Raw genomic sequence first — 14,028 nt, 5'->3', positions numbered from 1 at the left:
GTGAATTCTTTTTTTCTGTATTAGTTCAACGAGTCGTTTATGCTTTCTCCAGCTTGGGATCAAGTGCATCACGCAGGCCGTCACCGAGAAAGTTAAACGAAAGAACCAGTAGAATAATAGCCAAGCCTGGATAAATCGCCAGATAAGAGTGAGTCTCCAGGTATGTACTGCCGAGCTTCAGAATGTTACCCCATTCCGGAATATGCGGCTCTACACCGAGTCCCAGATAACTCAAGCTGCTGGTAGCGATAACCGCTCCACCAATCGTGAGTGTGGATTTGATAATCATGGGCGCAAGCGAGTTAGGAATAATGTGTTTGAAAATAATCGTACGATTGTTGTACCCCAGTGCACGTGCAGCTTCCACGAATTCAAATGTAGATACATAGAGTACACTGGCTCTCATGGTACGGGCATACGTTGGAATCGAACCCAGGCTCAGCGCCAGAATGAGATTGACCGTATTGGCTCCGAACGCCGCAATAATGGCAATGGCGAGCAGAATACCCGGAATTGCATAGAGAATATCGAGCAGCCGCATGATGATGTTATCCGTATGCCTTCCGTAGAAGCCGGAGAATGCTCCGAGGACTCCGCCGATCAACACAGGAATGATGGTCGACATGCAGCCTACGATCAAGGAGATTCGGGCACCGAATACAATCCGGGAAAATAAACATCGTCCGAAGTCATCCGTTCCCAATGGATACGCAAGGGAAGGCGGTTGAAGCAGAGCCGAGTAGTTATTTTCGACAGCCATACTGTAGTCAAAGGTGAAGAAACTGCAGATCGATATCGAGAACAGAAAAATGATAAAAAACAAACCGGACATGGCAGTCATATTCGGAGCAAGGCGCTCCCACAGATCGTTCCAGAAGTTTGATTTTTGTTTCCCCTGTCTGCGAATTCGTCCGATAATGGAAATGCCGAGCAAGAGTGCAAATACATTACCTGTGATCGAGGTAAGAATTAGTACTACACTGGCACCTATCATCCAGCGAGGGAGGATAGAAGTCGCATTATATCGGGATACGATAAGCAGTACGACCAGGTCGATCACCAGAATAAATATCAGCACCGCCATGGCTGGCAGAAAGTTGTCAGCCACATAAGGTTTGAAGATATTTAACGCGGATACACCAATCACGAACAGCTGGGTTAACAGCATGTACACCGCAAAGGTATACTCCACGTTCCTGGATTTTCGAATCAGATGAAAGGCTGCCGTTACGATAAATATATTGCCTGAAATGATAGCAAGTAGCTGAACCCAGGCTAACCTGCGAGTCAAAGCAGAAACCGTACCGGTTCGGATCAAGTCTTTTCGAATCCGAAAGGTGATAACACTTTGGACCAGTGTGAAGAATACATAGACCCCAAGTATCGTTAGCAGAAATGGTTTGAACGTCTGTCCGCTCCAGTCATAACTGTTGAACAGCAATAATGCAGTCAAGAGAAGGGACGTGATCCAGGCAAAGCTCGCCTGACTGTATTCGCGAGAAGACTTAAGCCGGAAACGCATTTCTTGTGTTAAGGAACCCGATTTTGTCATAGTACACCTGCTTTAATATTGTTTCATCTTGGAACGCACTCTTGGATCAATAAAAGCGTACAGCAGATCAACCGCTACATTGATAATGGAGATTGTAATCGCTGTGTAGATTACTCCGCCCATGATACTCGGAATATCGGGGATAAATTGCTTATCCACAATGTAACTACCGAGACCGCTGATATTAAACACTTTCTCCGTTACCGCTGCTCCGCCCAGCATGGCTCCGAATTGAAGTCCAACCACAGTTACGATTGGAATCAATGCATTGCGTACAGCGTGTTTCAGCATGACCTGACGTTCGCTTAACCCCTTGGCACGGGCGGTCATTACATAATCCTCATGAATGACTTCCAGTGTAGAGGAGCGGGTCATTCGGGCCACCGCAGCTGTAAGTCCCGTACCCAGAACAATGGTTGGCATAATGATCGACAGCCAGTTCTGCGGGTTGAAGGTGGCGGGAAGCCACTGCATTTTGATCGAAAAGTTGAGAATGAAAATAAGTCCTTGCCAGAAATTCGGGATCGATAATCCAATCAGAGCAATAAACATGAAGGTGTAGTCGAACCACGAATTAGGTTTAATTGCAGAGATGATACCAATGGGTAATGCAATGACGAGTGCCAGTAGCAGGGAGATGACCGCCAGCGTCAACGTAATTGGAAACTTCCTTGCGATCGTTGCCGTGACATCTTCATTTCCTGCAAAAGACTTACCAAGATCGAAGAAGGCAACTCCCTTGATATTGTTCCAAAGCTGTGTGAGATAAGGCTGATCCAAGCCATACACCTGATTGAATGCTGCAATCTGTTCCTGCGTCGCTGTTTCTCCGAGAATGTTAGCTGCCGGGTTAAACGGAGACAGATACAAAATCGTAAATACGAGTGTTGCTACGCCCAGAATGACGAATACCGTCATCAGTATTCTTTCAAATATGTACTTTAGATAAGGATTGCCATACAAAAACAAAATGCTATACATCAGACAGCCTGGAATAATGGATATCGCGAAAAACCATGGTTTGTCGATAAGGGTGTGGAACGTATCGGCCATTGTAAGTCGCTGATGTCCTTGTTCCTGAAGTATGCGGGACGTCCGCGTCTTCAACTCTGTCTGAACACTTTCTTCCAACCATTCCTCAGTCTGACGTGTGAATTCTCCCTCACTGACCTGCTGCTGGAAAAAACGATGTTTGCGACGCAGCTGTTCTTCTACTTCCAACTTAAGCTTGCTCCGGTAGGAAGAAGCGAGCAGTTCTTGCTCAGCCGCCTGCCTGGCAGCTACCCAGCCGTCATTTTTTCGATTCGAACGCCATATTAGAAACACGACCAAATTGATCGGTAATCCAAGAATGAACAGAACATATCGGTAGGAAGGATGAAGCAGCATTTTGCCATAAATAAAACTTAAATTGTGTGCCAACCGCGAGAGTCTGCTGCTATCTGCAAGATTCAAACCAAACGTGCCTCCTTTCATTCAGGTTTAAATTGCATTATTCCGATTGATATAGTATATATTATTTAGGGTCTATACAATTGTCAAGGAATTAAATGGTATACATATGAGATGAGTGAATGTGAAAAACGGATGAGAGCTGGTGATGATATGGAACCTTTACTGAAAGTTAATGAGCTATCTGTCTCGTTTCACTCTGGAGAGAGTGAGTTTCAGGCAGTGCGAGAAGTGAGTTTTGAAGTACGAAAAGGCGAGACGTTGGGCATCGTAGGAGAATCGGGCAGTGGAAAAAGTGTAACAGCACGTTCTATTATGAGGCTGCTTGCATCGCCGCCTTCACAGATGAAAAAAGGAGAGATTCTATTTAAAGGGGTCGACCTCGCCAATAAAACGCAGAAAGAGATGGAGAGCATCCGTGGACGTGATATTGGCATGATCTTTCAGGATCCGATGAGTTCTCTTAATCCGACTATTAAAGTGGGTAAACAGATCTCCGAGAGTCTGATCAAACACCAGAAGGTTTCCAAAAGGGAAGCCAAGAAGCAGGCGATTGCCATGATGGAGCGGGTGGGGATAACTCGCAGTGAAATACGCTACAACCAATATCCGCACGAATTCTCCGGAGGCATGCGCCAGCGGGTCATGATCGGTATTGCACTTGCTTGTCGTCCTGAATTGCTCATTGCTGATGAGCCGACAACTGCACTGGATGTTACGATTCAGGCACAGATCCTCAATTTAATGAAAGATATGCAGGACCAACTGGGCACATCGATTATTCTGATCACGCATGATCTGGGCGTAGTGGCAGGCATGTGTGATCGGGTTGTGGTTATGAAAGAAGGACAGATTGTGGAAACCGGGACAACGACAGAGATTTTTGCCAATCCCAAACACCCGTATACGATTAGACTTCTGAATGCATTACCACGTCTGGATCAGAAGAAAAAGCCCAAACCGGTATCAATGGTCCCGAGAGATCTGGAGGATGATCAGCCGTTGCTTGAGGTTAAATCACTCAGACAACATTTTAATCTGGGGAAAGGCAATACCTTAAAGGCCGTGAATGATATCAGTTTTCATATTCGTCAAGGAGAGACGCTTGGCGTTGTAGGGGAATCCGGTAGCGGAAAATCGACCACAGGCCGTGCCATTTTGCGATTGCATGAGCCAACAGGTGGAGATGTGCTGTTTAAGGGAGTTCCGCTTAATCGTCTGTCGGCTTCAGAGATGAAAACAATGCGAAGACATATGCAGATTATTTTCCAGGACCCCTATGCATCTCTGAATCCCAAAATGAGAATTATGGATATCATAGGAGAAGCCCTTGATATTCATCAACTTGCAGGCACTGCCGCTCAGCGGGAGAAGCGGGTGGAGGAATTGCTGGAGATGGTGGGTCTCGATCCCACCCATGCACAGCGGTATCCGCATGAATTCTCGGGTGGACAGAGACAGCGGATTGGTATTGCGCGAGCTCTGGCTGTGGAGCCGGAATTCATCGTATGTGACGAACCGTTGTCTGCACTGGATGTGTCGATACAAGCACAGATCGTAAAGCTGCTTGAAGAGTTGCAGCAGCGATTAGGCTTGACGTATCTATTCATCGCGCATGACTTGTCCATGGTCAAACATATCAGCGATCGCGTAGCTGTCATGTATAATGGGAAAATTGTGGAGCTTGCAGAGAGTGAAGAACTCTATTCCAACCCGCAACATGCCTACACCAAGGCGTTGCTGTCTGCTATTCCTGTGCCTGATCCGGCGGTAGAAGCGAAGAAAAAGAGACATGTTGTGAAAGAAACAGCTAGAGAAAATGTTGAAGTAGAGGACCGTTATAATCTGGAACATTCCAGATGGGTAGAAGTCAAGGAAGGACACTGGGTAGCCATATCTAGCTAAAGGAATATAGCCCTTTCTAATTACAAAAGAACCCCGACAATGATCTCCATAGATCGTTATCGGGGTTGTGTTTTATGTGCTTCGTATAATAGCAGTCATCAAAAGCGATTATTTGAATTGAACCGATTTCTTGATGGTATCTATCTCGGCTTTGGTCTTATCATCCATGTAAGTGAAGATGAAGTTGAAAGCATATCCTTCAATAATCGTGCTGTAGTAGTCCTGAGTAATCGTTGAACCGTCACCTGCATCCATCGTGATTTGCATCAGATCCATCTCTTTGCCACCGATGGTTTCAGTCGTCATTTCTTTGTAATCGTAAGGGAACTGACTATCTTCCATGAATTTTTTGGTTGCTACCAGGTAGTCTTTACCTGTACGAATACCTTGCAGCAAGCTTACTTTCTCAGCAACCGCAATTGCGGAAGGACCAACTTCGCCTGCATCTAATGGATACTTTGAAGCCATAAGCAGATTCAATGTTTTGGTCTGAGACAGTTCGATTTGTTTTTTCTTCGTTTCATCATCACCAGCAATCGCTTCAGATGAAGCACTTGTCAGCTCATTCATGCCAGCAGCATCTTGGAACTCCCATGCTTCCGGGAATTTCAGAGATACGCCGAAATAGTCATTGGTGTAAGAACCTTTTTCTGTAGTCCCCAGCTCAACGTCTTGGGAATTATCGGTTTCCTTAGACTCTTCGCTTGCTGGTTCTGTGTTCTCTGTTTCTTCTGTATTCGCTGGTTCAGAATCAGTACCCGTCGTTGTTTCTGTCGGGGTAGGCTCTTCTGTTGCGGCTGTGTTATCTGCTTTGTCACCGCAAGCGGCTGCAACCAGCATAATCATGATGAGCATGGCGAATAAAGAAACTTTTTTTGGAATTTTCATATTACCCTCCTGAAATGTGTGTGTGTTTGTTTTTCTCTCTCTACATCTTGCTTGTTCTCTAAATTGCAGCACGAACGTTCTCATTTACTGCCTATAGGAATCTATAGGGGTCCTCTATAAATAAGACAATCGGCTGGCAATTGAAACAGCTTCTGTGCTAGATTGCACACCTAATTTGTTGAAAATCACTTTTTTGTGATGATTCACGGTGCATTCCTTGATCTTCAATTTCAAAGCAATGGCTTTTACGGTCAGCCCTTCCGCAATCATCTCCAGACTGGATTTCGAAACATAGTCAAAGGGAGCCGTTCTGCTGCATGCGAGCGAGTTACGGACTCCTTGTGCCGTGAGGCAAATGTAGTGGCAGACATGTTGTTTCCTCCTTGCTGCACAGTCTTTAAGCGAAAAAAAGCAGTTCTTGTATTACATCTGAGAGTGGTCTCAGCCGATTGTTTTGATGACGTGTCCTTCCTGGTCCTTAATCTCTGTTTTAACAATCTGAACGAGGAGACGATCCAAAGAAATAATCTCGAATGTCCCTTCAACCGGACGGAGATTCTGTGCCAGTTCCTCAACGATCTGCTTGTTCACCGTCAGTGTAATTTGTTTGTCTGATTCCAGCACGGTGGGATGTTCACCGGCTTCGAACAGGATACTAATATTAGGTCCGATTAACGACAGAGATTCACCTTTTGACATTCGGCTGCGAAGAATGTTACCAATTAAAACGGTCTGATTGGCTCCAAGCTGGAGTTTGGCCGGAACGGTTTTTTGCAGTATTTTTTTGCGCGGGGACTCCCAGCTCAGTTGTTGTATGAATAAAAACGCAGTACTTGACCCGTCCTGTTCGATTCCAAGTTGGACTGCTTGTATAACAGAAGGGATATCTGCATACGAATTTCGCATTAGATCCGTCACATATTTGGGCATGAAACTGGAGCAGGCAGACAGGAAGCCGCGAGCGTTCCAGGTTTGAATCATTTCCAGTTCACGACCTGTGATGCCAACCATCTGAATAAATTGCACTGTGCCATTGGGCGTGGAGATCTCGGGCAGATCCGGGTCTTCAATAAACGAGAGAGCTGTCAGCAGCGTATCGGATTCCAGGCAGATCGGGCCATTGGCATCCATATAATCTCCTGCGTGGAAGACATTTCCGCTGTTGAAAACGTATCGTCCCACATTTTGTAATAGATTCAGTGCCCAAGCTGGCGGTTCAGTCTCATTTTCGCTGCGCGTAAGTCGAAATGTGAGTTCAAAACCATACCCGCTTTTGGATGCATCCTGCATCTCTTTTTCATATAATTCAGAGAAACCATAGGTGACAAAATGCCAATGAGGCATGGGGGTGTTCGCCGTATAAACGCTGATGCCGTCGAGCGGGTCCGGACCTCCAAGCATATAAGGAATCGATGTGCCATAATGCTGCGGCTCCTGTTCTCCGTACAGTTCTCCGACCGCTTGATCAATCGCATCCCAACCGGATGTGTTTTCTTCATGTGTCATTTCTTAATCCTCCTAAAATAGTCTTTCCCCCGAAAAAACATTTAAAATTAAGTCTACCTGTTCCAAGGGTGGTTTCAAGCGGCTTTAGGATGAATTGTGAGAGATAGGACTTCGGTGTTACATCTTGCAATACGGGGAGTAATTTTACATGAGTGTGAAAGGTATTCATCTGGCGTAGTTTGATCAGGCAAGAATAAAATCCCGAATTTAGAGGACCAAAGTCCTGCCAATGGACTCGACTAATCGTGAAGTTGATTTTGCAAAATAGATATGTTACGCTTACATTACAAGAGCAAGCACAACAGAATATGCAATAACATCTTTTGATGGATTGTAACTGTGAAGACAGGCAAAACCTAAACTGATGGTGAAATGAAGGCCCCTTTTTTTGGTGCTATTTTACCTTGAGTTTAGGTTTTTCTTGTTTTCTGCTCTGAATTACAGTTTTTAACCTGGAAAAACCAAAATAAATTTCGAAAAGAGGTTGTTGTTCATGACCACGGCAAAAAAAGGATTCCCCGAAAACTTCCTATGGGGCGGCGCCACAGCTGCCAATCAATTGGAGGGTGCATTCGATAAGGACGGCAAAGGCCTCTCCACAGCGGATATGATCGCTCATGTTCCTAAAGAGAAGCGTACAGGCGGACATGCCATGGAAATTTCCTCTTCCCGAATTGAAGAGATCCTCTCCGGCAAAATCGAAGAACGTTTCCCGAAACGTTTTGGTATCGATTTCTACCATCACTTTAGAGAAGATATTGCATTGTTCGCTGAAATGGGCTTCAAAGTATTCCGTTTGTCCATTCACTGGGCACGTATTTTCCCGAACGGTTATGATCAAGAGCCGAATGAAGCAGGCTTGAAATTCTACGATGAAGTATTCGACGAATTGCTGAAATATGGTATCGAGCCGCTCGTTACATTGTCTCACTATGAGACACCGCTTGGCTTGACGCAAAAATACAACGGCTGGGCTGGCCGTGAAGTAATCCAGCACTATGTTCGATATGCAGAAACGGTGTTCAACCGTTATAAAAATAAAGTAAAATACTGGCTGACGTTTAATGAAATTAACGTAATGCTGTTCAGCCCGTACACTGGCGGCGGCATTCTGATCGATAAAGTGGACAACAAGTTGCAAACCACTTATCAAGCGCTGCATCACCAATTTGTAGCAAGTGCATTGGTAACGAAGCTTGCACACGAAATTATGCCTGGTTCCCAAGTGGGTTGTATGCTTGCTCGTATGGAAACTTATGCAGCAACTTGTAATCCGGTAGATGTTCGTCTGGCTCAACACGAGAATCAGATTAACCTCTTCTTCACGGACATGCATGCTCGTGGTAAATACCCGAACTACATGGCTCGTTATTTTGAAGAAAACGACATCGTGATCCAAAAAGAAGCAGGCGATGATGAGATCTTGCTGAACAATACCGTTGATTTTATCTCCTTCAGCTACTACATGTCCGTAACCAAATCTGCATCCGCAGACAAGGAAGAAACAGCAGGTAACCTGACTGGCGGCGTGAAAAACCCTTATCTGGAAGCGTCCGACTGGGGCTGGGAGATCGATCCGATCGGTCTGCGCGTAACCCTGAACAACTTCTGGGATCGTTACCAGAAACCATTGTTCATCGTAGAAAATGGTCTGGGTGCATATGACCGTGTTGAAGAAGACGGTTCGATCCATGACTCCTATCGTGTGGATTACCTGAAAAAACACATTGAACAAATGAAAGAAGCGATCAAAGACGGTGTGGATCTGATTGGATTCACAGCATGGGGCCCGATTGACCTTGTGAGTATGTCCACTTCCGAAATGTCCAAACGTTATGGTTTCATCTACGTGGATCTGGATGACGAAGGTAACGGAACACTCAAACGTTCCAAAAAAGATTCATTCGACTGGTACAAAAACGTAATCTCCAGCAATGGTGAGCAACTGTAGAATTCTCGTTTCCAGGATTGTAACCGCATGTAAAGCGGGCAAAACCTAACGCGAAAGTTGGCATGGAAGGAATCTAATTTTCCTGATGGCCCTTTTAGTTGGAGATTGTCCGCTTTTTCCTGTCGGCAAAGGATAGAGTAATGCATTTAGACAAAGAATTAAAATACCGTTATTAGAGAGGAATGATTGACATGACAACACCATTTCCGAAGGATTTCCTATGGGGCGGCGCTGTAGCAGCCAACCAACTTGAAGGAGCTTATAATACAGATGGTAAAGGCCTGTCTGTCCAGGACGTAATGCCACACGGGATTACAACGCCTAGAACGGAAGCACCGACAGAAGATAACCTGAAACTGATCGGTATCGATTTCTACAACCGTTACAAAGAGGATGTTAAATTGTTTGCCGAAATGGGCTTCAAAGTATTCCGTACATCCATCGCTTGGTCCCGTATCTTCCCAAAAGGCGATGAATTGGAGCCAAATGAGAAAGGTCTGCAATTCTATGATGACTTGTTCGATGAGTGCCACAAATACGGCATTGAACCACTCGTAACGATCTCTCACTATGAGACACCGCTGCATTTGTCCAAAACGTATGATGGCTGGGTTAACCGTAAAATGATCGATTTCTACGAGCGCTATGTAACAGTGCTGTTTAACCGTTTCAAAGGCAAAGTAAAATATTGGCTGACGTTCAACGAAATCAACTCCATTCTGGAAGAGCCATTCATGAGCGGTGGAATCTACACGCCAAAAGCAGAACTGTCCAAGCAGGATCTGTACCAAGCGATCCATCATGAATTGGTAGCCAGTGCCCTGGCTGTTAAATTGGGTCATGAAATTATGCCTGAAGCCAAAATCGGCTGTATGGTACTGAGCATGCCTACGTATCCGCTGACTCCGAATCCGGATGATGTGGTTGCAGCGATGCATGCTGAACAGCGCAATGATATCTTTGCTGATATCCATGCACGTGGTTACTATCCGAAATACATTAATCGTTATTTCAAAGCAAATAATATCAATATTAAATTTGAAGACGGCGATGCTGAAATTCTGAAGCATACCGTAGACTTTATCTCGTTCAGTTATTATGTAAGTATCTGTGAGACAGGTGATCCCGAGAAACGTATCGAAGGCAAAGGAAACCTGTTCGCAGGTGTACAAAACCCTTACCTCAAAGCGAGTGAGTGGGGCTGGCAGATCGATCCGCAAGGACTGCGCGTAACCTTGAACAAATACTGGGACCGTTATCAAAAACCATTGTTTATTGTCGAAAATGGTCTGGGTGCAGTCGATGAGCTGATTACCGACGAAAATGGCAATAAAACGGTGAACGATGATTACCGTATTCAATATTTGAATGACCATCTGGTACAGGTGGGCGAAGCTCTTGAAGATGGCGTAGAAGTGATGGGGTATACGTCATGGGGCTGTATTGACCTGGTAAGTGCTTCAACAGCAGAGATGAAGAAACGTTATGGCTTCATCTATGTAGACCGCAACAATGATGGTTCAGGAACACTGGATCGTTACAAGAAAAAATCATTCCACTGGTATAAAGAAGTTATTGGTACGAATGGCGCAAGTCTTAAGAACAACAACGAGTAAATACTAGTTCTTCAAGCATAGTTGTATAAGCACCTTCTTATGTCACATTAACGCACATTAACCGCTTTCACAAAAACGTTGTCATATGGATAATTATATGGTAAGATGGGCCTAAGGCTAATGAATACTGGATTGTTACTGTTCAATCAGGCAAAACCAGAAGCAGGGCATATTTCGTGACCTGCTTTGGTTTTGCCTTTTACTACTTTGACGGTGCAAGGTGATGTGAAGAAATGAAAATTGAGAAGGTGCTTAACAACAACGTAGTTACCGTAATTGATCCGGGAGGAAACGAACTGGTCGTTATGGGACGTGGAATTGCCTTCAAAAAGCATACTGGTGAATCAATAGACGAGAGTCTCGTCGAAAAAATATTCTCGCTTGAAAGTAAGGAAGTATCACAGAAACTCAAAACGCTTCTGTCTGATATCCCGGTTGAATATGTCGAGTGCTCGGATGAGATTATCCGTTATGCCGAGACGGTGTTAGGTGAGAAGCTGCATGAAAGCATCTACATTTCACTGACGGATCATATTCATTTTGCCATTGATCGACATCGTCAAGGATTGCAGATCCGTAACGCACTGTTTTGGGAGATCAAGCGCATGTACCGGAAGGAATATGCCATTGGGCTTAAGGCGCTACAGATTATTGAGGAAACATTAGGTGTCCTGCTTCCCGAAGACGAATGCGCATTCATTGCGATGCATCTGGTTAATGCTCAGATGAACGGTGAGATGAGGGAAACGATCAGCATTACGAATATCGTTAAGGACATACTTAACATTGTAAGACGTAGTTTTGTAATCGAGCTTGATGAAGATTCATTGAGTTATTATCGATTTTTAACTCATCTGAAGTTCTTTGCCCAACGTGTGTTGCAAGGAATGGCGATTGAAGATAAAGAAGAAGATAATCCGCTTCATGACTTGGTGAGCAAGCAGTATCCGGAAGCACATGCATGTGCAGTAAGGATCAGTGACTATACTCGTAAGATCTATAATCGGGTGTTGTCCAAGGAAGAAATACTGTATCTGACCATTCATATTGAACGAGTTGTCAGAAATGAACAAACAATCGAATAAAATTGGGATTGTTACTGCTAAAAAGGCAAAACCTAAACGTTGAATAATGATAAGCTTATCTGCTTTGTCATTATTCAGTGTTTAGGTTTTTTTTTAACCTTCATTACACATAAAAGGAGCAAAACACAATGGATAAACAACAATTGTCCAAGGATATTTTGAAGCTTGTTGGTGGCGAAGAGAACGTTGATCAAGTCACACACTGTATGACAAGACTCAGATTTAATCTGAATGACAACAAAAAAGCGGACAAAGCGACGCTAAAAAATACACCAGGCGTTATGGGCGTTATGGAGAACGGTGGACAGTTCCAGGTTATCATCGGTAACGATGTACCTGTAGTGTATAACGCACTTGTTGGCAACATGTCCAAATCACCAAACGCAGATAATGCATCATCTGGTGCTTCAACTGGAGAAAAGAAAAAGAGAAATCCGGTAAGTGCTCTGTTCGACTTCATTTCCGGCATATTTACACCGATTCTGCCAGCAATTACAGGTGCAGGTATGATCAAAGGGATCGTGGCTATCCTGGTAGCCCTGGGGTGGTTGTCCGATACCAGCTCGACCTACATCATTTTGTCGGCGATCGGTGACGGTGCATTCTACTTCCTGCCAATCATTCTGGCAATCAGTGCAGCACGTAAGCTGGGTAGCAATATGTATATTGCCGCAGCATTAGCAGCGGGCATTATGCACCCGACGATTACAGCTTTGCTTGCCAATGGTGACACCACATTTGTGGGGATTAAGGTTATAGCAGCAACGTATTCTTCTACGGTTATTCCGATCATTCTCGCCATCTGGATTGCTTCTTATGTAGAGAAAGCTGTTGATCGCGTTACACATGCTTCACTGAAGCTTCTGATTGTTCCAACGGTTACTCTATTAATTATGGTTCCACTGACGTTGATGACTGTTGGACCACTCGGTACGGTTCTTGGTAATGGTTTGTCAGGTGGTATTTCATGGTTGTTCGACAACATGTCCATCTTCGCAAGTATCCTGATTGGTGGTACGATGTCACTGCTGATCATTACAGGTATGCACTATGCACTGTTGCCGATCATTGTCGGTTCGATGACATCCCTGGGTTACGACTTTATTATTCCACTGATGTTTGCAGCTAACTTGGCACAAGGTGGCGCAGCATTTGGTGTGGGTCTCAGATCGAAAAATGCTAAAACCAAATCGCTTGCTTATTCCACAGGTCTTACGGCTATTATGGGGATCACGGAACCAGCGATGTATGGTATCAACATGAAGTTCAAAAAACCATTTATTGCAGCGCTTATCGGTGGTGCTGTTGCAGGTGGATTCATGGGGATCGTCAATGTTAAAGCTTATGTACTTACAGGTCTAGTAGGTCTGCCAAGTATTGCAGCATTTATTAGCCCGGCAGTTAGCACACTACTCTATGCTCTGGCAGGTGGTTTGATTGCTATCGTAGCTGCTGCGGTACTGACGTACATTCTTGGATTCCAAGAAGAAAATGCACCGGAGCCAGTAGCTGCACCAGTAGCTGAGCCTGCAACACCAGCTGCAACAACTTCTGCTACTGCTGTAACTGAAGAAGCAAAAGCACAAGATGAGCAAGTATTCAGCCCGATCACTGGTGAAGTTAAACCACTGAGCGAAGTGCCAGACCCTGCATTCTCCGAAGAGATTATGGGTAAAGGATTCGCGATTCAACCATCTGAAGGCCGCGTGGTTTCTCCGATTAACGGAACCGTGTTCTCGTTATCGAAGAGCGGACATGCCATTGGTCTGGTAAGTGATACAGGCGCAGAAATGTTGATTCATATCGGGATTGATACCGTGAAGCTGAAAGGTCAATTCTTCTCTCCTAAAGTTCAAGCAGGTGCGAAGGTTGCGGTAGGCGATGTACTGATGGAGTTCGACCGGGAACAGATCGAAAAAGCCGGTTACACAACGATTACACCAGTCATTATTACGAACATGCATCAATATGAGTCCATTGAGTCTGCTGGTCGCACTACGATCAAAGAAAAAGACTTGTTGTTCACAGCTAAAGCTTAACCATAAGAACGAAACAGCAGCTTCACCGGAATGT

Annotated in this window: 10 protein-coding genes; 5 read left to right on the top strand and 5 right to left on the bottom strand. The window is 44.7% G+C overall.

From position 1 onward, the window contains the following. Positions 1-37: 37 nt before the first annotated feature. Together OM416_RS08190 and OM416_RS08185 are read right to left on the bottom strand one after the other, a co-directional pair. A complete protein-coding gene (locus OM416_RS08190; RefSeq protein ID WP_264928351.1) occupies positions 38-1,552 on the bottom strand; it encodes an ABC transporter permease in 1,515 nt (504 codons plus the stop codon). 12 nt (positions 1,553-1,564) lie between these two features. Continuing rightward, the gene (locus tag OM416_RS08185; RefSeq protein ID WP_264928349.1) at positions 1,565-3,007 is read right to left on the bottom strand and encodes an ABC transporter permease; all 1,443 of its coding nucleotides are present in this window, start codon (positions 3,005-3,007) and stop codon (positions 1,565-1,567) included. 150 nt (positions 3,008-3,157) lie between these two features. Between OM416_RS08185 and OM416_RS31810 the strand changes: the two genes are divergently transcribed. Next, entirely contained in the window at positions 3,158-4,909 is a 1,752-nt protein-coding gene (locus tag OM416_RS31810; RefSeq protein WP_319951894.1) for an ABC transporter ATP-binding protein, read from the top strand. A 108-nt stretch (positions 4,910-5,017) separates the two neighbouring features. Here the strand turns inward: OM416_RS31810 and OM416_RS08170 are convergent, their stop codons facing one another. The 3 genes from OM416_RS08170 to OM416_RS08160 all read right to left on the bottom strand — a co-directional run bounded on the left by OM416_RS08170 (position 5,018) and on the right by OM416_RS08160 (position 7,303). After that, positions 5,018-5,797, bottom strand: a complete 780-nt coding sequence (locus OM416_RS08170; RefSeq protein ID WP_264928347.1) for a hypothetical protein — start codon at positions 5,795-5,797, stop codon at positions 5,018-5,020. Between the two features lie 114 nt (positions 5,798-5,911). Then, entirely contained in the window at positions 5,912-6,067 is a 156-nt protein-coding gene (locus OM416_RS08165) for a helix-turn-helix domain-containing protein (RefSeq protein WP_264928345.1), read from the bottom strand. 171 nt (positions 6,068-6,238) lie between these two features. Continuing rightward, positions 6,239-7,303, bottom strand: a complete 1,065-nt coding sequence (locus tag OM416_RS08160) for a suppressor of fused domain protein (RefSeq protein WP_264928343.1) — start codon at positions 7,301-7,303, stop codon at positions 6,239-6,241. A 493-nt stretch (positions 7,304-7,796) separates the two neighbouring features. On the opposite strand from OM416_RS08160, the gene OM416_RS08155 reads away from it, so the two are divergent. From OM416_RS08155 to OM416_RS08140, 4 genes are all read left to right on the top strand, one after another. Further along, positions 7,797-9,254: a glycoside hydrolase family 1 protein gene (locus tag OM416_RS08155; RefSeq protein ID WP_264928341.1), complete on the top strand. Its 1,458-nt coding sequence runs from the start codon at positions 7,797-7,799 to the stop codon at positions 9,252-9,254. Between the two features lie 191 nt (positions 9,255-9,445). Then, entirely contained in the window at positions 9,446-10,870 is a 1,425-nt protein-coding gene (locus tag OM416_RS08150; RefSeq protein WP_169481316.1) for a glycoside hydrolase family 1 protein, read from the top strand. Positions 10,871-11,103: 233 nt separating this feature from the next. Further along, entirely contained in the window at positions 11,104-11,955 is an 852-nt protein-coding gene (gene licT / locus OM416_RS08145; RefSeq protein ID WP_145323608.1) for a BglG family transcription antiterminator LicT, read from the top strand. A 128-nt stretch (positions 11,956-12,083) separates the two neighbouring features. Continuing rightward, on the top strand, positions 12,084-13,994 hold the full coding sequence (locus OM416_RS08140) for a beta-glucoside-specific PTS transporter subunit IIABC (RefSeq protein WP_264928336.1): 1,911 nt from the start codon (positions 12,084-12,086) through the stop codon (positions 13,992-13,994). Positions 13,995-14,028: the final 34 nt, after the last annotated feature.

It is taken from the genome of Paenibacillus sp. LS1 (genome assembly GCF_026013365.1).
Classification (GTDB): Bacteria; Bacillota; Bacilli; order Paenibacillales; family Paenibacillaceae; genus Paenibacillus.
The sequence above is the reverse complement of the archived record's forward strand: the minus strand, read 5'-3'. Positions and strand labels throughout refer to the sequence as shown.

Excerpts from the sequence above, each read along its gene's own strand:
- OM416_RS08190 (WP_264928351.1), bottom strand. The coding sequence starts at position 1,552 with ATGACAAAATCGGGTTCCTTAACACAAGAAATGCGTTTCCGGCTTAAG.
- OM416_RS31810 (WP_319951894.1), top strand. The coding sequence starts at position 3,158 with ATGGAACCTTTACTGAAAGTTAATGAGCTATCTGTCTCGTTTCACTCT.
- OM416_RS08170 (WP_264928347.1), bottom strand. The coding sequence starts at position 5,797 with ATGAAAATTCCAAAAAAAGTTTCTTTATTCGCCATGCTCATCATGATT.
- OM416_RS08165 (WP_264928345.1), bottom strand. The coding sequence starts at position 6,067 with ATGATTGCGGAAGGGCTGACCGTAAAAGCCATTGCTTTGAAATTGAAG.
- OM416_RS08160 (WP_264928343.1), bottom strand. The coding sequence starts at position 7,303 with ATGACACATGAAGAAAACACATCCGGTTGGGATGCGATTGATCAAGCG.
- OM416_RS08155 (WP_264928341.1), top strand. The coding sequence starts at position 7,797 with ATGACCACGGCAAAAAAAGGATTCCCCGAAAACTTCCTATGGGGCGGC.
- OM416_RS08150 (WP_169481316.1), top strand. The coding sequence starts at position 9,446 with ATGACAACACCATTTCCGAAGGATTTCCTATGGGGCGGCGCTGTAGCA.
- licT (WP_145323608.1), top strand. The coding sequence starts at position 11,104 with ATGAAAATTGAGAAGGTGCTTAACAACAACGTAGTTACCGTAATTGAT.
- OM416_RS08140 (WP_264928336.1), top strand. The coding sequence starts at position 12,084 with ATGGATAAACAACAATTGTCCAAGGATATTTTGAAGCTTGTTGGTGGC.